At 62.1% G+C, this 22,753-nt stretch carries 19 protein-coding genes; 4 read left to right on the forward strand and 15 right to left on the reverse strand.

Going from position 1 to position 22,753, the window contains the following annotated elements; translation table 11 throughout:
• Positions 1–89: 89 nt before the first annotated feature.
• Both AB4N73_RS19720 and AB4N73_RS19725 read right to left on the reverse strand, forming a co-directional pair.
• Positions 90–668 (reverse strand): YceI family protein, encoded by a 579-nt coding sequence (locus tag AB4N73_RS19720; protein ID WP_039757580.1) that lies wholly within the window; start codon positions 666–668, stop codon positions 90–92.
• Between the two features lie 31 nt (positions 669–699).
• Positions 700–1,251: a cytochrome b gene (locus AB4N73_RS19725; protein WP_041476792.1), complete on the reverse strand. Its 552-nt coding sequence runs from the start codon at positions 1,249–1,251 to the stop codon at positions 700–702.
• Between the two features lie 300 nt (positions 1,252–1,551).
• Between AB4N73_RS19725 and llpB the strand changes: the two genes are divergently transcribed.
• On the forward strand, positions 1,552–2,049 hold the full coding sequence (gene llpB, locus AB4N73_RS19730) for a lectin-like bacteriocin LlpB (RefSeq protein ID WP_252877040.1): 498 nt from the start codon (positions 1,552–1,554) through the stop codon (positions 2,047–2,049).
• A 362-nt stretch (positions 2,050–2,411) separates the two neighbouring features.
• On the opposite strand, the gene AB4N73_RS19735 is transcribed toward llpB, so the two are convergent.
• Positions 2,412–4,181, reverse strand: a complete 1,770-nt coding sequence (locus AB4N73_RS19735; RefSeq protein ID WP_460142445.1) for a flavin monoamine oxidase family protein — start codon at positions 4,179–4,181, stop codon at positions 2,412–2,414.
• Between the two features lie 223 nt (positions 4,182–4,404).
• Here AB4N73_RS19735 and AB4N73_RS19740 point away from each other — a divergent pair, with 223 nt between their 5' ends.
• Positions 4,405–5,811, forward strand: coding sequence for an adenosylmethionine--8-amino-7-oxononanoate transaminase (locus tag AB4N73_RS19740; protein WP_460142446.1), 1,407 nt, complete (start codon positions 4,405–4,407; stop codon positions 5,809–5,811).
• A gap of 144 nt (positions 5,812–5,955) precedes the next feature.
• On the forward strand, positions 5,956–6,675 hold the full coding sequence (locus tag AB4N73_RS19745; RefSeq protein ID WP_460142447.1) for a 16S rRNA (uracil(1498)-N(3))-methyltransferase: 720 nt from the start codon (positions 5,956–5,958) through the stop codon (positions 6,673–6,675).
• A 175-nt stretch (positions 6,676–6,850) separates the two neighbouring features.
• Here the strand turns inward: AB4N73_RS19745 and trhA are convergent, their stop codons facing one another.
• Positions 6,851–7,468: a PAQR family membrane homeostasis protein TrhA gene (trhA, locus tag AB4N73_RS19750; RefSeq protein ID WP_460142448.1), complete on the reverse strand. Its 618-nt coding sequence runs from the start codon at positions 7,466–7,468 to the stop codon at positions 6,851–6,853.
• Between the two features lie 140 nt (positions 7,469–7,608).
• On the opposite strand from trhA, the gene AB4N73_RS19755 reads away from it, so the two are divergent.
• The gene (locus tag AB4N73_RS19755; RefSeq protein WP_122881817.1) at positions 7,609–8,529 is read left to right on the forward strand and encodes a LysR family transcriptional regulator; all 921 of its coding nucleotides are present in this window, start codon (positions 7,609–7,611) and stop codon (positions 8,527–8,529) included.
• A gap of 198 nt (positions 8,530–8,727) precedes the next feature.
• On the opposite strand, the gene madM is transcribed toward AB4N73_RS19755, so the two are convergent.
• From madM to AB4N73_RS19810, 11 genes are all read right to left on the reverse strand, one after another.
• Positions 8,728–9,492 carry a malonate transporter subunit MadM gene (madM, locus tag AB4N73_RS19760; RefSeq protein ID WP_041476796.1) on the reverse strand — a complete coding sequence of 255 codons (765 nt, stop codon included), beginning with the start codon at positions 9,490–9,492 and terminating at the stop codon, positions 8,728–8,730.
• 5 nt (positions 9,493–9,497) lie between these two features.
• A complete protein-coding gene (gene madL, locus AB4N73_RS19765; RefSeq protein ID WP_016772756.1) occupies positions 9,498–9,890 on the reverse strand; it encodes a malonate transporter subunit MadL in 393 nt (130 codons plus the stop codon).
• 67 nt (positions 9,891–9,957) lie between these two features.
• Positions 9,958–10,878 carry a malonate decarboxylase subunit epsilon gene (gene mdcH / locus AB4N73_RS19770; RefSeq protein ID WP_460142449.1) on the reverse strand — a complete coding sequence of 307 codons (921 nt, stop codon included), beginning with the start codon at positions 10,876–10,878 and terminating at the stop codon, positions 9,958–9,960.
• On the reverse strand, positions 10,875–11,495 hold the full coding sequence (locus AB4N73_RS19775) for a malonate decarboxylase holo-ACP synthase (protein ID WP_460142450.1): 621 nt from the start codon (positions 11,493–11,495) through the stop codon (positions 10,875–10,877). The genes mdcH and AB4N73_RS19775 overlap by 4 nt, the downstream gene beginning before the upstream one ends.
• Positions 11,489–12,274 (reverse strand): biotin-independent malonate decarboxylase subunit gamma, encoded by a 786-nt coding sequence (gene mdcE / locus AB4N73_RS19780; RefSeq protein WP_460142451.1) that lies wholly within the window; start codon positions 12,272–12,274, stop codon positions 11,489–11,491. Before mdcE ends, AB4N73_RS19775 begins: the two co-directional genes overlap by 7 nt.
• Positions 12,271–13,122, reverse strand: coding sequence for a biotin-independent malonate decarboxylase subunit beta (locus AB4N73_RS19785; RefSeq protein ID WP_353188103.1), 852 nt, complete (start codon positions 13,120–13,122; stop codon positions 12,271–12,273). The genes mdcE and AB4N73_RS19785 overlap by 4 nt, the downstream gene beginning before the upstream one ends.
• Positions 13,115–13,414, reverse strand: a complete 300-nt coding sequence (locus AB4N73_RS19790) for a malonate decarboxylase subunit delta (protein ID WP_056786420.1) — start codon at positions 13,412–13,414, stop codon at positions 13,115–13,117. Before AB4N73_RS19790 ends, AB4N73_RS19785 begins: the two co-directional genes overlap by 8 nt.
• Entirely contained in the window at positions 13,414–14,271 is an 858-nt protein-coding gene (locus AB4N73_RS19795; RefSeq protein ID WP_056786410.1) for a triphosphoribosyl-dephospho-CoA synthase, read from the reverse strand. The genes AB4N73_RS19790 and AB4N73_RS19795 overlap by 1 nt, the downstream gene beginning before the upstream one ends.
• On the reverse strand, positions 14,271–15,941 hold the full coding sequence (gene mdcA, locus AB4N73_RS19800) for a malonate decarboxylase subunit alpha (protein WP_016772750.1): 1,671 nt from the start codon (positions 15,939–15,941) through the stop codon (positions 14,271–14,273). The genes AB4N73_RS19795 and mdcA overlap by 1 nt, the downstream gene beginning before the upstream one ends.
• 417 nt (positions 15,942–16,358) lie before the next feature.
• On the reverse strand, positions 16,359–16,829 hold the full coding sequence (locus AB4N73_RS19805; RefSeq protein ID WP_460142452.1) for a chemotaxis protein CheW: 471 nt from the start codon (positions 16,827–16,829) through the stop codon (positions 16,359–16,361).
• On the reverse strand, positions 16,822–22,749 hold the full coding sequence (locus AB4N73_RS19810; RefSeq protein ID WP_460142453.1) for an Hpt domain-containing protein: 5,928 nt from the start codon (positions 22,747–22,749) through the stop codon (positions 16,822–16,824). The genes AB4N73_RS19805 and AB4N73_RS19810 overlap by 8 nt, the downstream gene beginning before the upstream one ends.
• Positions 22,750–22,753: the final 4 nt, after the last annotated feature.

The following is a 22,753-nucleotide window of genomic DNA, read 5'->3' on the forward strand; positions in this document are numbered from 1 at the left end:
CAGGCTCGCTCCCACAAGGAATAGCGTGTTATGACAAAAAAAACGCCCCCGACCTTTCGACCGGGGGCGTTTTCATGTGGCGGCGAAATTTATTTCGCTTTCACACCTTCGAACGAAACATACAGCTCGACCGCATCGGACTTCGGACCGAGGTCTTTCTGCTTGCCGAAATCGGAACGCTTGATGGTGGTGGTGCCTTCGAAGCCGGCACGGTAGCCGCCCCATGGATCCTTGCCTTCGCCCAGGAAAGTTGCCTTGACGACAACCGGCTTGGTTACGCCCAGCAGGGTCAGGTCGCCGGTCACGTCAGCGGTGTTGGCACCGGTGGACTTGACGCTGGTGGACACGAAGGTAGCCTTGCCGAACTTGCTGGCGTTGAGGAAGTCAGCGCTGGCGATGTGCTTGTCGCGCTCGGCGTGGTTGGTGAACACGCTGGCAGTGTTGACGTTGAACTCGATCTTGCTGTCTTCAGGCTTGGCAGCGTCGAAGCTGAACTTGCCGTCGATGTCCTTGAAGGTACCGGTGATGTAGCTGTAGCCCAGGTGGCTGATCTTGAAGTCGACGAAGGCGTGCTGGCCTTCCTTGTCTACTACATAGTCAGCAGCCATTACGTTGGCGGACAGCACGGCCGAGCCGATTGCCAGAGCGGCCAGAGTCTTTTTCAACATGCTTTCTTTTCCTTTGAGTCGAGGTTGAATTTCAGGCTTTGCGACCGAGCATTCGAGTGAGGGTCGCATCACGATCGATAAAGTGGTGCTTCAATGCTGCCAACGCATGGAGACCGGAAAAAATTACCAGTGCCCACGCCAGCCACAGATGAATCACCCCAGCGGTATCTGCCTGATCCGGTAGTCCGGAGAGCAGAGCAGGGACTTCAAACAGGCCAAACACCGGGATCCCGACACCGTCTGCGGTGGAAATCAGGTAACCGGCAATCATCACAGCGAACAGCGCCAGATACAGAAACCCGTGGCCGAACTTAGCGCCGATACGGGTCATGCGGCTGTAGCTTTGCAGCGTTGGCGGCGGTGGGCTGATGAAGCGCCACAGCACCCGCAACACCATCACACCAAGCAGCACCAGACCGATGCTCTTGTGCAGATCCGGCGCGTCTTTGCGCCAAGTGCTGTAGTAATCCAGCCCAACCATCCACAGACCCAGTGCAAACAGCCCGAAGACCGCCAGCGCCACGCCCCAGTGCATGAAGATGCTGACCCAACCATAGCGCGAAGAAGAGTTACGTAGCTGCATTGCCCAAATCCTGTGAGAACTGCGAACCAAGACTAGCGAGTTATCTATCGAATTAAAGCGGAAAATTTTGCTTTGAAATATCGATAAATACGATCAAGAGTCTGCGAGCGGGGTGTTAAGGAAGGATTAAAGGCGATTCCTGCGTAGAGCGCTTGTACAAATGACGGGGGCTGCATTGACCATCGTCATCTCTGCACACGCATACGGCGAAACTCGACCCTGATAACTATGTACCGCTGATGCGCAATTCAAACCTGCTCGAATGATGCTTCTTTTCATTATTCAAACAGGCACGAAAACATGGCTCTGCGATATACGCCCTTTCAAGCAAGTGGTTCGTCTGTACTGCCGCCCAATCAAACGATGTCTGCGGGCCAATTCCTGCAATCCGAGAACGGTCGATTTCGTCTGATGCTGCAAAGCGACGGGAACCTCGTGCTCAAGGACGGTGAGGCGATCATCTGGATCGCCGACGCCAATCAACCTTACAGCGCAACTTTGCACCCGAAGAAGATGCGCGAGCCGCTGCAGTTTGTGATCAGCAACAGCGGCTTTCTTTATGACCCCTCCAGGCGACGATTATGGATCGCGGAAAGCACGCACAGCACCGACAAGTCGCTTTGGTACAACACATACATGACTGTGCAGGACGATGGAAACCTGGTGATTTACGACCAGCGCACGGGCAGTCTGCGCTGGGCGCGTTTCGGTTTCATTCCCGGGCGCCTGCGCAAACCCAAGCAAAAGTGGCTGAGGAAACTGCCGAACGGGACAGAATTCTTCAAGTGGGAGTTTTGACTGACCAGCCATTCATGGCCGATCAGTTATGGAGTACTGCCGGCGGTTGCAGGCATTCGGCACTGTAGGGGTCTATGTGGCACTTGTGCGCCAGTTCAGAACCATAGCCGCCGGGGAAAAATTGCCCGTTGCTACATCCGGAAAGTGCAATCAAAACCAGTATCGCGATAAGCGTTTTCATAGCATGCCTCCAATTTTTTCCAGCATAAAATTGGCGCGCTGGCAGCCGCTATCACCTCATTCCGAGCATCTTGTGGGAAGGCTCCGGTACGCCGGTAAGTCCCGTAACCGGATGACGAAGGACTGAAACGCAGGGTAAAAAAAACGCGACCCGAGGGCCGCGTTTTCATGTGAACAAAGCCTTACTGCGCCTTGGTCTCGGTCGTTGCAGCAGGCTTGGCCGCTGGCTTCTTCGCCGGTTCAGCCTTCTTCGCCGCCGGTTTGGCCGCCGGCTTTTTCGTTTCGGTTTTTGCCGCCGGTTTCTTCGCCGCTGGCTTGGCCGCTGCTTTTTTCGCCGGCTCGGCTTTTACCGGGGCCGCTGGCTTCGGTGCTTCCACCGGCGCTGGCGCAGGTGCCGGGGTCGGTGCAGGCGCTGGAGCGGCCGGAGCAGGTGCTGGCTCTGGCGCTTTCACAGGCTCTGGCTTCTTCTCGTCATCCGAACCGCCGAACAGGTTGCTGAAGAAGTTGCCCTTCTTCGCCGCTACCGCACCCGCCGCGCCTGCCGCAGCTGCAGCCGGAACCACTTTGGCCGGTTCGAACGACTTGCCTGCCGCCAGATCTTCAACCTGGCTGGCCGCGCGCTGGCCGGTGCGCAGTGCGCCTTCCAGAGTGCCCGGGTACAAGGTGTCGGTGTGTTCGCCGGCAAACGCTACGCGTTGCAGCGGACGTTCCCACAGGCGCCAGAACTTGCTGATCTGCCCCGGGCCGTAAGCCAGGTAGGCGCCGCCCATCGACGGATCGGTGCTGTAGCGACGGATTTCATAACCGGTGAACGAGCCACGGGCCTGTGGGTAAAACGCGTGCAGACGGATCAGCACCTGATCGACCATCTGCTTGTCGCCGAACGCCTGCATCACACGGGCGTTATCGCCGGACAGGTTGATCACCACGTTGGCGCCGCCCTTCAGTGCCGGTTCGATCCAGAGCATGCCCAGACCGGTATTGCTGTAGATCTCGCCGGACATGCGCGATTTGCTTTCCCACACTGGCGTCTTGAACTTCAGCATGATCTGGTCGCGCCAGCCGTAGTTGGTGCCTTTGATCGCCGCCAGGTGCTGAGCATCCAGCGCAGGGGTCAGGGCGATTTTGTTCAGCGCGCGCAGCGGTACCGCCAGCACAACGTAGTCGGCCTGATAGCCGACGCTGCCGACTTTGACGGTCACACCGTCCTTGTCCTGGATGATGGCCGAGACCGGCGAGCTGGTCTTGATGGTCTTGATCTGTTTGACGAAGGCCTGGGCCAGGACCTGGCTGCCGCCGACCAGACGCGAGGCGCGCAGGTCGCGGTCGGAAACGCCGCGATAGACGCGGTTCTGCTGAGCGAAATACAGCAGCGACAGACGCGAAGGTTCGTCGTAGTGGGTGCGAATGTCCTGGTTGATCAACTGACGCGCGGTGGCCGGCGGGTTCTGCTTGTCGAGCCAGCTCGATACGGTGATCTGGTCCAGTGCATGCAGGGTGGCGGTCGCCGCCGGGTTCTGCGGGTCGTCGATCGAGCGCGCCAGATCGTCGAGGGTTTTCTGGTAGCGCTTGAGCGCATCGGCGGTGGCTGGCTGTTTGGTGGCCAGATCAGCGGCGGAGAAATAATCGCCGTCGATCAGATAACCCGGCGTACGCACGAATTCCGGCGCCGGCGTGGTGCCGAGCTTGAAGGTCGACACGTACTTGTTCAGCACCGGCTGGGTCTTGTCGTTGCCGATCCACTCGCTGGTGGCCATGCCCGAGCGCCCGCCCAGGCTCGGTTTGGCTTCCAGCAGGGTGACCTGCCAGCCTTTGTTCTGCAGTTCGTAAGCAGCGGTCAGACCCGAGAGGCCGCCGCCGATCACGATCGCGGTTTTATCCTTGGCCAGCGCCGTAACGCTGAACAGCCCCAACATCACCAGCGCACAGGCGCGCAGCCAACCGACAGACATTCAGCGAACTCCGGAAAAACATGTGGGAAAAAGCAGTTTTGCGAGTCAGACGACTCAAAGAACCGCGAAGAATACGTTAGCCATCAAAACGCCGCCAGCGACGTCTATCGGCTCAGACAAAGTAGTTCAATCGACACAATGGGTTGTTCCCGCGCGATGCATTGCATAGGCTTGCGCGATTGTTCGCCCGCGCCTGACGCGAGCCGCCTCGAGGAGACTGTAAATGGGCCTGAATAACCAGTGGATGCAACGCGATCTCGCGGTGTTGTGGCATCCCTGCACCCAGATGAAAGACCACGAACAGCTGCCGCTGATCCCGATCAAGCGCGGCGAAGGCGTCTGGCTCGAAGACTTCGAGGACAAGCGCTACCTCGACGCAGTCAGTTCCTGGTGGGTCAACGTGTTCGGCCACGCCAACCCGCGCATCAACCAGCGCATCAAGGATCAGGTCGATCAACTCGAACACGTGATCCTTGCCGGTTTCAGCCACCAGCCGGTGATCGAGCTGTCCGAGCGCCTGGTGAAGATGACCCCGCAAGGCCTGAACCGGGTGTTCTACGCCGATAACGGCTCGTCCTGCATCGAAGTCGCGCTGAAGATGAGCTTTCACTACTGGCTCAATCGCGGCCAGCCGAACAAGAAGCGCTTCGTCACCCTGACCAACAGCTACCACGGCGAGACCATGGCGGCGATGGCGGTCGGCGATGTGCCGCTGTTCACCGAGACCTACAAAGCGCTGCTGATGGACACCATCAAAGTGCCGAGCCCGGATTGCTACGGCCGGCCCGACGGCATGAGCTGGGAAGAACACTCACGCAATATGTTCGCGGCCATGGAACAGACGCTGGCAGAGAATCATGACAGCGTCGCGGCAGTGATCGTCGAGCCGTTGATTCAGGGCGCGGGCGGCATGCGCATGTATCACCCGGTCTACCTCAAGCTGTTGCGCGAGGCCTGCGACCGTTACGGCGTGCACCTGATCCACGACGAAATCGCCGTCGGCTTCGGCCGCACCGGAACGATGTTCGCCTGCGAACAGGCCGGCATCCGCCCGGACTTCCTCTGCCTGTCCAAAGCCCTCACCGGCGGCTACCTGCCGCTGGCCGCGTGCCTGACCACCGACGAGGTCTACAGCGCCTTCTACGACGACTACCCGACCCTGCGCGCCTTCCTCCATTCGCACAGCTACACCGGCAACCCGCTGGCCTGCGCTGCGGCATTGGCGACCCTGGACATTTTCGAGCAGGACAACGTCATCGAGAGCAACAAAGCCTTGGCACAGCGCATGGCCTCGGCGACCGCGCATCTGGTCGATCACCCCAACGTCTCCGAAGTGCGCCAGACCGGCATGGTCCTGGCCATTGAGATGGTCAAGGATAAAGCCACGAAAGAAGCCTACCCTTGGCAGGAGCGTCGCGGTTTGAAGGTGTTCCAGCATGCGCTGGAACGTGGCGCGTTGTTGCGGCCACTGGGCAGCGTGGTGTATTTCCTGCCGCCGTATGTGATCACCCCGGAGCAGATCGACTTTCTGGCCGAAGTGGCCAGTGAAGGTATTGATATTGCTACGCGTGACAGCGTCAGCGTGGCCGTGCCGAAAGACTTCCATCCGGGATTCCGCGATCCGGGCTGATCTATTTCACTTAAGCTTCAGCGGTGAACGGACTACCGTCATCGCTGGCAAGCCAGCTCCCACAGGTCCTGCGCAAGTCCTTGTGGGAGCTGGCTTGCCAGCGATAGGGCCGCCAGACTTTTACACTTTTTACAGAGACCCCGCATGAGACTGTCCCGCTTCTTTATCGACGCCCCGCTGAGCACTGGCGAACACGAACTGCCGGAGGCCCAGGCGCATTACATCAGCCGCGTCCTGCGCATGGCCGAAGGCGATGCGGTGCAGTTGTTCGACGGTTCCGGCCATGAGTTTCGCGGATCGCTCGTCGAAGTCGGCAAGAAACGCGTGGTTGTACAAATCGACGAGCAATTCGCCGGACAGGTCGAATCGCCGCTGCAGATCCACCTCGGCCAAGGCCTGTCCCGGGGCGAGCGGATGGACTGGGCGATTCAGAAAGCCACTGAACTCGGCGTGACGCAAATCACCCCGATCTTCAGCGAACGCTGCGAAGTGCGGCTCAAGGACGAACGCGCCGACAAGCGCTTGCTGCACTGGCGCCAAGTGGCGATCAGTGCCTGCGAACAGTGCGGGCGTTCACGGGTGCCGGTGATTCATCCACCAGTATTGCTGGCGGACTGGCTCAAGCAGACCGAAGCCGAATTGAAACTGGTGCTGCATCCGGTCGCAGAACCGCTGGTCAGCCATGCCAAACCGGCGACGCTGGCGTTTCTGATCGGACCGGAAGGTGGGTTGACGGATGGCGAAGTCGAGCAGGCCAAAGGCAACGGTTTCCACGCTGCCCGCCTCGGCCCGCGCGTGTTGCGCACCGAGACCGCGCCGGTGGTGGCGTTGGCGGTGGCCCAGCAACTGTGGGGTGACTTCTAAGGCCCCTTCGCGAGCAGGCTCGCTCCCACATTGGATCTAGGGTGTTCACAAAACCAGAGTTCACTGAAGATTTATTGTGGGAGCGAGCCTGCTCGCGAAAGCGGTGTTTCATTCAACGAAGGTGTTGGCTGACCTGACGCCTTCGCGAGCAGGCTCGCTCCCACAGGGATTGCATTTACAGGACGTAAAACAGAATCGCCACAAAGTGCAGCAAACTCCCGGCAATCACGAACAGATGCCAGATGCCATGGGCATGCCGCAGGCGGTGATCGAGGGCAAAAAAGATAATCCCCACCGTATACAAAACCCCGCCCGATGCCAGCCAGGCAAACCCCGCTGTGCCCAGTGCGGCAATCAGCGGTTTGACTGCGACCAGCACGATCCAGCCCATCACCGCGTAAATCACGATCGACAGAATCCGTGCCTCGGAGCGCGGTTTGATCTCTTGCAGGATGCCGATCAGCGCCAGCCCCCAGACAATCCCGAACAGCGTCCAGCCCCAAGGCCCGCGTAACGTCACCAGGCAGAACGGCGTGTAGCTGCCGGCGATCAGCAGGTAGATCGAGAAATGATCGACCTTCTTCATGATCGCTTTCTTGCGCCCGCGCACGCTGTGATACACGGTCGAGGCGCTGTAGAGCACCAGCAAAGTGAAGGCGTAGATCGCCACGCTGACAATCTTCCACGGACTGCCGTCGAGGCTGGCAATCATCAGCATCCACACGCCGCCGATAAACGCGGCGATGGCCCCGACCAGATGGGTCCAGGCGTTGAGTTTTTCCCCGTGATACATGTATTGCTCACCTCACATTCGTTACCGCAGCGCGCAAGGCTCGGGCCTTGAGCGTAAAAGCGCAATGTTTCTGTTCAACCTCGCCTGCGCGGCCCGCGGGAATTGGGCACAATCGGCCGATACCAAAAAGAGTCCGCGCCATGCTGATCGACGAAGAATTGACCCTGAAAAAACTCGAGGTGTTCCTCGCCTTCATGCGCACCGGCAACCTCGCCCGCGCTGCCGCCGAACTGCAGACCAGCAACGTCAGCGTGCACCGCGCCATTCACTCTTTGGAAAACGCCCTGCGCTGCCCGCTGTTCAAACACGAAGGACGCAACCTGACGCCGCTGGAAAGCGCTTATGTGCTGGAAGAACGTGCGCAGAAGCTGATCAACGACGTCGTCGACAGCGTGCGCCTGACCCGCGAAGCCGCCGGGTTCTCCGCCGAGCGCTTCAAGCTCGGCTCGCTGTATTCGCTGACGGTGAAGACCGTGCCGCAGCTGATCATGGGCCTGAAAATCCGCCGCAGCGAACTCAACATCGACCTGATCCTCGGCTCGAACATCGACCTGCTCTACAAGCTGAAAAACATGGAAGTCGACGCGATTCTGGTGTCGCTGGACGACAGCATCAACGATCCGGATTGCGAGCAGATTTCGCTGTTTTCCGACGACATCTTCCTCGCCACCCCGGCCGATTCAAAATTCGCTCAGCGCAGTGAAGTCGATCTGGCGGAAGTGCGCGATGAAACCTTCATCACCCTGACCCAGGGCTTCGCCACGCATCAGGACGGTGTGCGGGTATTCAAGCAAGCGGGGTTCGAGCCGAAGGTGGCGATGCAGGTCAATGACATCTTCACCCTGCTGAGCATGGTCAGCTCAGGGGTGGGGTACGCCTTGTTGCCGGGGCGGATTGCGGCGGTGTACGAGAATCGGGTGAAGCTGATTCCGTTGCAGGAGAAGTACCGGTTGCAGCAGCACATTGGCGTGGTGTTTCTGAAGGCCAAGGAGCGTGACCCGAATTTGCTGGCGTTGCTGGCGGAGTGTCGGATGTATGCCAATCGGCAGGCTGGGGTTTAGATCAAGATCAAAATCAAGAGCTACCCCCTCACCCCAGCCCTCTCCCCCAAGGGGTAGAGGGGGAAAGGGAGCAGATCGGGGGCTTTTTCAGAACCTGAGTTCGACTTAGAAATTTCAGGTCGATGTATAACGCCAGAACAACTCGGTCAGTCCCCTCTCCCTCCGGGAGAGGGTTGGGGTGAGGGCAGCTTAAATTGACTAACCCATCAACCCGCGCATCGCCAGAAACAACAGCGAAGGCCCAAGCAGACACCCGAGCGCGGTGTAGAACGCCGCCGTCAGGCAACCGTACGGCACCAGCTTCGGATCGGTGGCCGCCAGACCTCCGGCAACGCCGCTGGAGGTGCCCATCAACCCACCGAAAATCACCGCGCTGCGAGGATTGTTCAGGCCGATCATCGGTGCCACGAACGGTGTCATCACCATCACCAGAATCGCCTTGATCAGCCCCGCCGCAATCGACAGCGCCATCACCTCGGAACTGGCACCAATCGCCGCGCCGGTCACCGGGCCGACAATGTAAGTCACGGCACCCGCGCCAATGGTGGTCAGGCTCACCGCATCGGTGTAGCCGAACGCCATCGCCACGCCGACCCCGGCGACGAACGAGGTGCCAACGCCGACAAACAGCGCCAGCACACCGACGAATCCGGCGCGTTTGAGCTCATCGACACTCACGCCAAACGCCGTCGCCACAATCGCGAAATCCCGCAGCATCGCACCGCCGAGCAGGCCGATGCCGGACAGCAGGGGAATATCCACCACGCCTTTTTGCCCACCGGTCAGTGCGCCGCCGATATACGACAGCACCAGCCCGAGCAGAATGGCGATCGCCGAACCGTGCAGACGGCCCTTGGTGAAAGTGTTGGACATCCAGTAGGACACCCACATGGTCAGGCCGACAATCAAAAAGCCGCTGATCAGACCGTAGCCGGTGATCACTTTCATCATTGATTCGTACATGGCGATTACCCCGCAGTCTTGGCAGGAGCAATCGGCGTCTCTTGCTTGTTGCCCATGCGCGTCAGCACCGGCACCAGGGCAAAAGCGATCACTACGGCGAGGGTGCCGGCGAGAATCGCCATCGGCCCGCCCTTCAGCGCACCGTAGACATTCTGCTGCGCGGCCATGGCGACCACGATGGGGATGTAGATCGCGCTCCAGAACTCCACGCCCTGCTCGGTCTTGCCCTTGAGCCAGCCGCTCTTGTAGAGATAGCTGCCCAGGCCGATCAACAGCAGCATCGCAATACCGACACCGCCGACATTGGCCGGCACGCCGATCAGCTTGCCGAGCAATTCACCGACCCAGATACCGACCAGCGTGCAGAAGGCGAGAAATGCCACACCGTAAATAATCATTGTTGTAGTCCTCAAAGTGCATCGTCGAATGTTGTTTTTGTTGTTCGAAGCTTGAGTCGCGGCGTTTTTAGAGTTGGCGGCCACCCTCCTCGCGCAACAGCGCTTGCAGGGTATCGAGGCGGGCACTGTCGAAGGCAGTGACGGTGCCCTGCTCGAACACCCGGCGCGCCAGCCCGGTCAGCACCGCACCGGGCGGCAGTTCGATCTGTAGACGTACGCCGCGCTCGTAGGCGCTTTGCACGGTGCCGCGCCAGTCCACCACGCGGCACATGTTGAAAGCGAGGTCGTCACGCAGCGCTTCGACTTTGCTCACAGGGCGGGCGCGGCTGCCGCTGAGATAGCCGATCCGTGGCGTTTTAAGTTCGACCCCGGCGAAGGCTTCGGCAAGCGCCTGCGCCGGTTTTTCCAGCAATGGGCAATGCGACGGCACGCTCACCGCCAGCCGTTTCGCCACTCCGGCGCCGCGACCGCGCGCCAGTTCGGCCACCGCATGCATGGCCTTGTCGCTGCCGGCAATCACCACTTGGTTATCGGCGTTGATGTTGGCCAGGTACACCGGCGCATCTTCGCTGTGCACTTGCGCCAGCAGGGTTTCGACTGTGGACAACTGCAAGCCGATGATCGCGGTCATGCCGTAGCCCTGTGGATAGGCTTGTTGCATCAGCTCACCGCGCAGACTGGCCAGATGCAGCGCATCGCTGAAACTCAAGGCCCCTGCCACCACCGCCGCCGGGTAGGCGCCGATGGACAGGCCGGCGACGTAATCCGCGCTCAGTTCATCCTGCAATAACTGCCGCGAAGCAGCGACACCGGCGATCAGCAGGCACAACTGAACCGCTCGTGTCGTGCGCAATGCCTCGGCACAATCCAGCAGCAAGACATCCTCGCCGAGCACATCACTGGCCTCGACCAGCGTTTCCCTTGGCAAACGCTGGAGCATGCCCGCTTGCTGCGCGCCCTGGCCGGGAAACACCAGCAGACTGCTCACGCTGCCTGCTCCTGCGGGTTCCACGGATCCGTCACCAGACAGGCCTGATAAGCATTTTTCAGCAGCACTCGGGACGAACCGCTGGCCCATTCCCGCAACGCCACAGCGCCGAACGGCGTCTGCAATTGCATGTCGACTCGGCACACAGTTTGATCAAATAGCGCGACCAGTTCGCGCGCCTGATCACGGCCGATCATCTGCGGCGCACGCAGAATCAGATCGAGATCACTGGCCGCATGCATTGCTCTGAAACCACTGGCCAATTCAAACCCGACACTGCCGCTGACACCCCAGACCCAACGGCAGTCATCGAGCATCGGCCGCAGCTGTTTGAGCGCCTGCATCACCGGCAGATCTCGCTCACACTCAACATGACAAAGGGCTTCGGGACTGACCCGACAGGCAATCGAATCCAGCGCCATAACCGCCGCCAGCCGCTGCTCGCGCAACACACCGCGCACACCGACCGCGACCTGACCTTCCTCGCTCAAGGCCCGGCGCACCACCACCGGTTGCCCGGCCGCCAGCGCCGCGACCGCCCACTGCGGCGCATCCGCCGGCAACTGCGCCGGGGTCATGCCCCAGAGCAGATCGTGGGCCAGGGGCAGGTTCACCACTGCGCCCTCAGCAACTCGCGGACTTTGCTGGAGGCGGCACGATTGCTCGCACCAAGTCGCCCTTTCAAATCTGTGCTGGTCACATCGTTGATCGCTTGCTTGAGGCACTCAGTCACGCGCGTCAGATCTTCCGCCGTCGGTTGTTCGATCTGCTGCACCGAGAGGGTTTCCCAGAGCAGGCCGAGGCTGGCGTAGCTGTCGATGTCGTAGGCCATCGGCGGCACGCTCGAGGCCAGCGCTTCCAGTTCTTCAACACTGCGCAATGTCACCCGCGCCGCCGAGGCCTTGCCCATCGCGTGGACCATCACGCCGGGATCGCGCAAAGCAATCAGGCGATTGGCCTGATAACCATGGGCGAGAAACGCACCCGACATGGCCTTGCCCACCAGCAGCGCAATCACCGGATGGCCGGCCAAGCGTGCACGGGCATAACTGTCCGCCGCGCCGGCGAGCGCCTGATGAATGCCGAGGGCTTCTTCGCGGCGGCCATACGCCTGGCTCGGTACATCGACGATGGCGATGATCGGGCGCTTCTTCGCGTTGTCGCGGTCAGCGCTGATCGCGTCATCCACAGCCTTGGCCAGCCCCCAGCCTTCGAGCAAACCGACTTCGCCGTTTCGGGCGCGGGGGAAACGATTGTCGGGGTCGGCGACCACGGCGATAAAACGCCCGAGCTCAGCGTCGGCCGCTTTCAATGACGGCGGCAACCCTTCGACGCTTTCAGCGCCGGTGCTCAAGGCGTTGAACCAGTGCAAACCGCGCAGTGAATAACTGCTCATGAGCGCTCTCCTTGATACAGATCGCGAACCACCGACGGTTCGATTTGCTGGTCAGTGTTCAGCTTGCCGAGGCGTTGCAGGAACCACTCGGCGCGCTGACTGCGCGGCTTTGCCGGCAAGCCTTGCTGGAGCAATTCACCGACCTGCTGACGAATCTGCGCCACATCATCGCCGACATAACGGTCCACCAGCCCCGTGTTGAAACGCTGTTCGCCGCCGGTCAGGCTCCAGATGAAGGGCCGGTCGCGGGAGTCGTATTCCTCGATCCCGGCTTCCTGCTCGATCACCTGCGGGCCGTTCAGACCGAGGCGTGCTTCCTGAGTCACCAGCAAATAACTGCACAGCGCCGCAGCAATCGACATGCCGCCGAAGCAACCGACACTGCCGGCGACCACGCCGACCACCGGTTGGTATTGCTGCAGATCGACAATCGCCGCGTGAATATCGGCAATCGCCGCCAGCCCTAGATTGGCTTCCTGCAAGCGCACGCCGCCGGTTTCCAGCAGCAACACGGCGCGGGTGGGGATGCCGTTGCGGTTGTCTTCGGCGGCCAGTTCCAGCGCACCGGCAATCTTCGCCCCGCCGACTTCACCGAGGCTGCCGCCCTGAAACGCGCCCTCAATCGCCGCGATCACCATTGGCAAACCGTCGAGGCGGCCCTTGGCGATAATCACGCCGTCGTCGGCTTGCGGCACTACGCCCTGGCGCTCGAGCCACGGCGACATGACCCGTTGAAACGGATCGAGCAGTTCGCGAAAGGTCCCGGCGTCGAGCAAGGCTTGCGCCCGCTGCCGCGCGCCGAGTTCGACGAAACTGTGTTTGTTCAGCAACGCTGCGCTGTCAGTCATGGCCGATCTCCTCGAAACCCTGTTCCAGACGCAAGCGCACTACCCCCGGTGTCGCGCCGAAATCGTGGATATCGATGGCCATCGCCGGCGGCGTGGTGCCGTCGAACATCCGCGCAAACAGGTGTTGCCAGCGCTGCTGCGCGCCGTTGACCGAGGTCTGCACGTTGATCGTCAGTTTGCCGGCCAGACCCGGTTCGATCAGCACTTCCAGATCCCCCGAGCCGACACAGCCGACCAGCGCCCGCCCGCGTGGCGGCTGCCCGGCGGGGAATTCAAACGATAGGCTTTCCATCAAAACGCTCCCTGAACAATGCCGTCGCGCTCGATGCGATCGAGCAGCAGCGTGGCCGCGAGCAAGTCAGCGGCGCCACCCGGCGAGGCATTCAATGCGATGAGTTGTTGATCCAGTTCGTGCAGGCGCCGGCGACCGCTGAGGCTGGCGCTGCCGCCGGCATCAAGCACCGCTTGCGCGCCGGCCTGCATGGCCTGCAGGCCCGGTTCGCCGGCGCGGTAAAGCACGCAGGTGTCAGCCAGTTCGGTCATGATCGCCAGCAACGCATCGAGCCGGGCGTTCTGTTCGCCGTGGCCGTTGGCGCGGCTTTTATGCAGTTGCGGCAGGCCGCGTTGCAGCACGGACGGGAAGCCGAGTTGCGCTTCCTCGCGAGCACCGCGTGCGCCGTAACGCTGGGCGACTTGTGCGCCGTGGCTGAGCGGCGTCGGTGCGTAGCGATCGTCGAGCAGTGCCAGGCGTGCGGCGCACAGGGCGATGGATTTCGGTTGCAGCGCGGCGGCTGTCACCAACAGTCCCAATGCCCAGATCGCACCGCGATGGGTGTTGACGCCGTTGGTGGTCACGAGCATCGCTTGTTCGCCCTCGCGGCCGATGCGGCCGATCGCTTCGCGCAACGGCAAACCGACTTCACCGATCTCCAGCGCGGCCTCGGCCATTTCCTTGAATGCCGGCCACAATGCCAGCGCCGACGCGTGCATCAGGCCCAGGTGCAGATCGGTGTGTGCGCCATTGCCGCGACGATCGACCAGCGCCGGTTTCGGCGACAGATCGGCTTCGTCGATCAGCGCGTCCACCGCCAGATCGGCCAATCGATCAGCCAGGGACAGCGGTTTCGCTTGCAGGTTAAATGCGTGCATTACCAGCTCCTGAATTTGGCGGGCGGGTTGTACAGGCCGCCGGACCACTCGACCAGATCGGCCACGCTTTTCGCCGCGAGCAATTCGCGGGTGGCGTCGGTGCGGCGGATGCCAAGGTCTTCGGGCAAGGCGATCAGGCCTTCGCGGCGCATGCGTTCGGTGTCTTTCGGATTGTGCCGCAGGCCGATGGCGGTAACCCCGGCGACCGCTGCGATCATCGCCTGGCGTTCTTCCAGCGAGCGCGCCTTGTACAGGTAGGCGATGCCTTCTTCGGTGAGCAGGTGGGTAACGTCGTCGCCGTAGATCATGATCGGCGCCAGCGGCATGCCGCTTTTCTTCGCCACTTCCACCGCGTCGAGGGTTTCGACGAAGGTCGGTTTGCCGCCCTCCTGGAAGGTCTCGACCATTTGCACCACGAGTTTCTTGCCGCGTTCGAGCATCGGTTGCGGCCCATCGGCGTGGCGCATGTCCAGCCACGCCGGGGTGCCGTGACGGCGGCCGCGCGGGTCGTGACCCATGTTTGGCGCACCACCGAAACCGGCGAGACGGCCTCGAGTCACCGTCGAGGAATGGCCGTCGCCGTCGACTTGCAACGTCGCGCCGATAAACAGATCCACCGCGTATTGCCCGGCCAGTTGGCAGACCATGCGGTTGGAGCGCAGCGAGCCGTCGCGGCCGGTGAAGAACACATCCGGCCGAGCGGCGATGTAGTTTTCCATGCCCAGTTCGGTGCCGAAGCAATGCACGCTTTCGACCCAGCCGCTTTCAATCGCCGGGATCAGCGTCGGGTGCGGGTTGAGCGTCCAGTTGCGGCAGATCTTGCCTTTCAAACCGAGGGATTCGCCGTAGGTCGGCAGGATCAATTCGATGGCGGCGGTGTTGAAACCGATGCCGTGGTTGAGCGACTGCACGTTGTGTTTTTCGTAGATCCCGCGAATCGCCATCATCGCCATCAGCACGTGCACAGGCTTGATGTGCCGTGGGTCGCGGGTGAACAGCGGTTCGATGTAGAACGGCTTGTCGGCGACCACGACGAAATCGACCCATGAAGCGGGAATGTCTACGCGGGGCAGTTCGCTGACGTCATCGACCAATTGGTTGACCTGAACGATAACGATACCGTCGCTGAACGCCGCCGGTTCGATCAGTGCGGGGGTGTCTTCGGTGCTCGGGCCGGTGTAGATGTTGCCGGCGCGGTCGGCCATGAAGCCGGCCGAGAGCACAACGTTGGGGATCAGGTCCACGACGAGGCGGGCGTAGAGTTCGATGTACGTGTGAATGGCGCCGACTTCGAGCAAGCCATCTTCGAGCAATTGGCTGATGCGCAGGCTCTGGGTGCCGGCGAAGGAGAAATCGAGCTTGCGGGCAATGCCACGTTCGAACAGATCAAGGTGTTCGGAGCGGCCGACGCTGGGCATGATCATGTGCAGATCGTGGAGCTTGGCCGGGTCGGCCTTGGCCAGCGAACGTGAAAGGAAATCCGCCTGTTTCTGGTTGTTGCCCTCCAGCACCACACGGTCGCCGGGATGGATCAGCGCTTCGAGCGCGGCGACGATCTTGTCGCTGGGCAGCACCGCGCCATCGGCGAGCCCGCGCACCTTGTCGAGCCGGCGCTGCTTTTCGTCACGCCGCCGCGTCCAGCGCGAGTCGGGGGAAATTGTTGTTGTCATGCTCACTCCACGGGTTCGCTGTCGTGGAGCCAAGTTAGGCGTGTGCGGTGAGGGCATCAATCAAGCTGGGCGGTGAATCATTACGCTGAGCGTAACGTTCAAAAGCTACCCTCACCCTAGCCCTCTCCCGGAGGGGAGAGGGAACCGATTGGGGGATGCTTGGGAATGACGCTGACCTGAGCCCGTTGTAGTGAATCCATAATCGACTCGGTCATTCCAGGTCGATGTAGGACGCGAGACACCTCGGTCGGCTCCCTCTCCCTTTGGGAGAGGGCTGGGGTGAGGGGCTTTTGATCGTTCCCACGCTCTCCGTGGGAATGCCTCTACGGACGCTCCGCGTTCGGCTCTTGATGGGACGCGGAGCGTCCCGGGCTGCATTTCCACGCGGAGCGTGGGAACGATCAGTCAAGCCTTGGATCAGCGGGCCAATCCCGCATCCACCAGTAACTGCTCCAGCCCCAACAAATCCGGCACCTTCGCCACCTGCTCGCCGACCTGCACCGCCGCCTGCTCCAGCGCATACAACGGCACATCCACGTAACTCAACTGACTGTCGAGCTTGTACGACCGAGGAATCCCCTGCACCAACAGGGCGATGAATCTGAGCTGCGGCAAGCCGCCCAGCGCATTCAGGATGACGATCCGCGCCCGTTCGCCGATGACGATTTTCTGCCCGCAGGCCGATTCGAAACTGATCAGCGGAATCTGCCGCTCGCGCCACGTTACCCGGCCCAGGTACCACGGCGGCGTGTCGAGATCGAAGGCGCTGGCCTGGTAGTCGATCAGCTCGGCGATGGCGACATTGGGCAGGATCAGGTTGCGATCGGCCAGCGGCAGCAACAGCCCGGTGAGCTGGCTGGTGCGCGGGTTGTGCCGGTGCTCATGCATGTTTCTTGCTCCACTGGGCGATGCTCTCCAGCAACACCGATTCCTGATACGGCTTGCCGAGGTAGTCGTTGACGCCGATGGCCATGGCGCGGTCGCGGTGTTTCTGCCCGGTGCGCGAGGTGATCATGATGATTGGCAAGTGGCGCAGGCGTTCGTCGGCGCGCACCTGGGTGGCGACTTCGAAGCCGTCCATGCGCGGCATTTCGATGTCGAGCAGCATCAGGTCGGGCGTGTGTTCTTCGAGGAGCAGCATCGCATCGACGCCGTCCTTGGCAGTCAGCACGTTCATGCCGTGGCGCTCGAGCAAACGGCTGGTGACTTTGCGCACCGTTACCGAGTCATCGACGACCATAATCAGCAACGGCTTGTGCGGTTCGCTGTCGATCTCCGTGCGCGCCGGCTCTTGCGCCAGGCGCGCCTGCATCGCCCGGATCGGTGCGAGCAGATCCAGAATCAGCACCACCCGGCCGTCGCCGAGAATCGTCGCCCCCGACACGCCCTGCACCGCCGCGAACTGCGGGCCGAGGCTCTTGACCACGATCTCGCGAGTGCCGGCCATGGCGTCGACCAGCACGGCAATGTGGCGGTCGTTGCAATGCACCAGCAGCACCGGCAACGGCAGGTTCTGCCCGAGCAGTTTTGGCCGTGGCGCAGTCTTCAACAGCTCGCCGAGATAGCACAGCTCATACCGCTGGCCGCCGTATTGATAGCTCGGTGGATCGTGACGGAAATGCCCTTCCAGATCATTCGGCAACACGCGCACGATGCCTTCGATGGTGTTCAGCGGAATCGCGTACTGATCCTCGCCGCACTGCACCATCAGTGCGCGGTTGACCGACACGGTGAACGGCAGGCGAATGCGGAAATGCACGCCCTGCCCCGGCACCGAATCGATACTCATGCTGCCGCCGAGCTGACGCACCTCTTCGTGGACCACGTCCATGCCGACGCCACGCCCGGAAATCTGGGTGATTTTTTCCGCCGTGGAGAAACCCGGCTGAAGGATGAACTGCAACACGTCGCGGTCGCTGATCTCGGCGTCGGGCGCCAGCAAGCCGCGTTTGATCGCCTTGCGCCGCACGGCTTCCAGCGGCACCCCGGCGCCGTCGTCGCGGATGTCGAAAACGATGTCACCGCCTTCGCGGGACAGATCAAGGGTGATCTGCCCTTGCGCCGGTTTGCCTGCCGCCAGCCGCACATCGGCGGGTTCGAGGCCATGGTCGACGGCGTTGCGCAGCATGTGTTCCAGCGGCGCGGCCATGCGTTCCAGCACATTGCGATCCATCTCGCCATCGGCATTGCCGACGACAAAAGCGACATCCTTGCCCAGCTCTTCGGCGACCTGACGAACGATGCGTTTCAGACGCGGCACCATGCGTTCGAACGGCACCATGCGCGTACGCATAAGGCCTTCCTGCAGCTCGGTGTTGATCCGACCCTGTTGTTGCAACAGGTTTTCTGCGTCGTGATTGCGGCGGTCGAGGGTTTCCTTGAGGTCGAGCAGGTCCGAGGCGGATTCGAACAGCGCCCGCGACAATTGCTGCAACTGCGAATGGCGATCCATTTCCAGCGGATCGAAGTCTTCATAACCGAGGCGTTCGCCATCGACTTGCTGGCGGCTGAGAATGCGCCCCTGGGTTTCGGTGTCGAGGCGGCGCAACTGATCACGCATACGCTCGATGGTGGTTTCCATCTCGTTGAGGGCAATCTGCGCATCGTTGACCTGCTGCTCGATTCGCCCACGGAAGATCGAGGTTTCCCCGGCCAGATTGACCAGCTCATCGAGCAGTTCGGACGAAACCTTGACCATGTCCGCGCCAGCATCGGCGGCCGGTGGCGCAGCCTCGGGCTTGGCCACCGGTGCCGCGACCGGCGCCTCGACCGGCGCCGGCGGCGCCTCAACCTGCACCGGGTGACTGAAATTCTGGATCGCATTGATCAGCCGATCGGCCGGCGGGCACGGTTGCCCGGCGCGCACACCATCGAGCATTTGCGCCAGTCGGTCATGGCCGCGCTGCACCAGCGCGAACAGTTCGGCAGACGGTTGCAGCGCACCGCTAGAGAGGCTTTCGTAGAGAAATTCCAGCTCATGGGCGAGGTCGCCGATCGGGCCGATTTCGACCATCCGCGCGCCGCCCTTGAGGGTGTGCAGATCGCGCAACAGGGTTTCAATTTCCTGACGGTTGCCCGGCTCGGCCTGCCAGCGCAACAGCGCGGCGCCGGAGCTTTCGATGATGTCGAAACCTTCTTCGAGGAAGATCTCCAGCAACTCCGGATCATGCCCGGCGTTGTCGTGTTCGACCGCTGCGGGGGCAGATTCGCTGGCGGCCTGGCCCTGACGCAACTGACGGATCGCGTCGATCAAATCCTGCGCCGGGGTCAGAGCTTGATGCGCTTGCAGTTGCTCCAGCATCAGCGCCAACCGCTCATGACTGTGCTGCAACAAACCTTCGAGCACGGCGCTGTGGTTGTAGCGCCGATCGACCAGCCCTTCGTAGAGATTTTCCAGCTCCTGGGCAAGGTCGCCGACGGCCTCGACCTCGGCCATGCGCGCGCCGCCCTTCAGCGTGTGCAAGTCGCGCTGCAATGACGACAGCGGCGCGGCGTTGTCCGGGTCCTTGAGCCAGCGCTGCAAGGCTTGCCCGGCGCTGTCGAGAATGTCCACCGCCTCTTCGAGGAAGATTTCGACGATTTCGTCGTCAGGCTCAAGGGCGGCAACCGATTGCTGCAATTGCGCGGTGGCCCTGCCCAGTTCGCGAATATCCAGGGTGCGACTGCCGTCGCTGCGGATCAGGCCCATCGCCGCCGGGTCGAGACCTTCGTCGAGCAGATCCTGCAAGGCGCGAATCCGCTCCGGTTGCGCGGTGATTTCCTGGCCGGCAGCGAGCTCGTCGAGCATGTTGATCAGCGCTTCGTGGGCCAGTTGCGCCTCGTGGAAAAACCGCTCACTGACCGCCAGGCTGCTTTCTTCCACCGCGCCATACAGGTCGAGCAAGGCTTCGCACAAGCCATCGACCGCCTGCAGATCGGCCAGATGCGCACCTTCGCTCAGAGTGGTCAGCTCATCGAGCAAGGCGCTGAGTTCCTGGCGTTCGCCGGGGTGCTGCTGCCAGCGCTGCAAGAGGTTTTCGGCGTCGAGGAGGATGTCCATGCCCTGGGCGAGGAAGTTGTTGATCAGTTGCGGATCGCGCTTGAGGCGCAGGCCGCTGTCAGCGCCATCGGTGCTGGCTTGCAGGCGCTCGGCGAGCAGCGCCTCGGTGCGCTTGATCAGCGACTGCGCACCGACAATCGGCGCCAGCGGATCGTGTTTGAGCTGACGCAGGCCGACGCGGAACAAGCCCTCGGCTTCGAGCAGCAATTCAACCTCGTCCAGATCCAGCGGCAACTGATGCGCCTTGAACTCGCGAGCCAGTTGATCCAGTGAAGCCGCCAGTTCGGCCATCGGCAATACGCCGGCCATGGATGCACTGCCTTTGAGCGTGTGCAGCGCGCGTTGCAGCTCGTCGCTGGCCGGCAACGGCACCCGTTCGGCGGCCTGATCGAGGAAACGGTTGAGGCTGGCGAGATGGGTTTCAGCTTCCTTGCGGAAGATCTCCAGCAGCAGCGGATCAAGCGCGGCGACGTCGTCGGTGTCTTCGGCAGCCAGCGGCTCATCGCCTTTGGCCAACGCGTGGGCGCGGGCGGCGAGTTGGTCGACATCGTTGCGCTGGCGCTGACGCTGGGTGGCGAATTCGTTGATCAGCTCTGGCAGCAGCAACAGCGTGTCGCCGAGCAACTGGCGCAGCACTGCGCCGGGCTCGACGCTTTGTTCGAGCACGCGGTTGAGCAGGTTTTCCACCGCCCAGGCCAGTTCGCCAAGGACCAAGGCACGGACCATGCGCCCGCTGCCCTTCAAGGTATGGAAAGCCCGACGCAGTTCGGTCAGCGCGGCGCGGTCCTGGGGATTGGCGGTCCAGCGCGGCAGGTATTCGTGGAGGACCGCGAGGACTTCGTCGGTCTCTTCGAGGAACACTTCGCGCAGTTCATCGTCGACCGGTTCTTCATCGGCCGGCGGCGGCATCAGGCTGTCGGGGCTGTTGCGCGCCGGCGGGTTGAGCGCCGACAGCGGGCTGGCCAGCACTTCGGCCAGCGACTGCACGACGTCAGGGTCGTCGAGCGCTTGCAGATCCTGCATGAGCTGCGCTTCGCTGGGGCTGAGTACCTCATCAAGCACCGGCACTTGCGCTTCGCCGGGCTGCTCGTTGGCAAAGAAGCCGAGGCTGGCAAGGCTGTTTTGCGCGACATCGAGCAGATGCTCGGCGGGCGCCTGCGGGTCGTCGCTAAGGCGTTCGAGGTAATACTCGAGGCTGCTGATCACATCGGCCAGATGATCGAGTTGTTCCCAGCCCGGTTCGTGGGCATCGAGCATCAAATGCTCGCGAATGAAACCGTTGCAGGCCTCGACCAGACTCGCCGCGCGGGCCAGCGGAATCATCGCCAGCGCTCCGCGCACCTGCGTCAGCAGTTCGGGCAGCGGTTGCAGATGCTGGCGGTCCCAATCGGCGTCGATGTAGTCGACGATCATGTCCTTGGCCTGTTGCAGGCAGATGCGCGCTTCCTTGATCACGATCTGATGGATCTGCGTCAGGTCGGTGGTCGGCAGGCGCGCGTCTTCGGCGCTTTGCGTCTCCACCGTGCCGACCATGCCGGCCAGCGTCGCTTCGACGTAGAGCAAGGCCCCGGCGACGTCCATGAGAATCGCGTCGTTCGGTTCGCGCTGGCCTTGGGCGAGGCTGAGCACCACTGCCAGTTGGTCGATGATGACTTTGCGCGGCTGGCCGAAACCCAGCACCGCGAGGGTGTCGGCAATCTGCCGCAGCGGTGCGAGCAGGCTGTCCAGATCCGAGGCGTGCTGGCGGTCGCTGCGCACGAACAGATCGAGGCGCTCCTTGACCCGCACCAGCTCTTCGCACAGCGCCGCCAGCACCGAGCGCATGGCATCGCGGTCGGGGCCGGCGAGGCGCGCGCGTTCTTCATCGACCATCGCGCTGTCGGGCAACGCGTCGTCCAGGGAGTAGCGATCTTTCATGGTCAGCATCTGCCCGGTGGGATGTTCGGCTTTGGCAATATAGAACAACAGGCTTTTCAGCAGCTCGGCCGGCGCCGGCTGATTGAGCCCGACGATGCCCTGCTCGAGCAGGCGCTTGAGCTCTTGGTCGGTGTCCTTGAACAGGCTGCGCAGCGCCGGACTGTTGGCGATGACGCCCTCGCGCATGCCCTCGACCAATGCCGAGGCGATTTGCCACAAAGGGCTCAACGGCGCGTCGCCGCTCAGCGCTTCGAGACGGCTGAAGACTTTGGCCAGATAGCCAAGGTGCGTCTGGTCGTCCTGTTCGCGCAGCAGACCGACCAGAGCCATTTGCAGCATCTGCCGCAGTTTGCGCAGCACGTTCGGCAGATCGGGCGGTTCCAGCGCGGCGAGTGCCTCGTCGCCGAGCGGCGCCAGCTCGGGCAGTGGCGGGCTGAACAGGCTGGTTTCCGCCAGCAGGCTTTCACCGCGAGCGCTGCGCAGATCGTTGATCAGCGGCAACACCACCAGCGGCAGGTCGCGGCGGGCGCTCTGCACGCGGTCAAGGTAAAGCGGCAGTTGTCCCAGAGCTTGCAGCAGCAGGTGCAGGGCTTCGTCGCGGTGCGGTACACGATCATGTTGCAGGGCTTCGACCAGATGCTCCATTTCTTCGGCGAGCAACGCTGCGCCGTAGAACTCGACCATTTGCAGACTGCCGTGGACCTGATGAATGTACGCCAGACATTCGTCCAGCCCGGGGAAGGCCTGCGGATCGTCGAGCACGGCTTCGATCGCCTGATGCGCCAGCCTCAGCGTTTCGGCAATTTCGCCCTTGACCCATTCCAGGGCCACGTAGTCGTGCCGATCACCCATAACC

Source organism: Pseudomonas sp. S3_B08 (genome assembly GCF_054667725.1).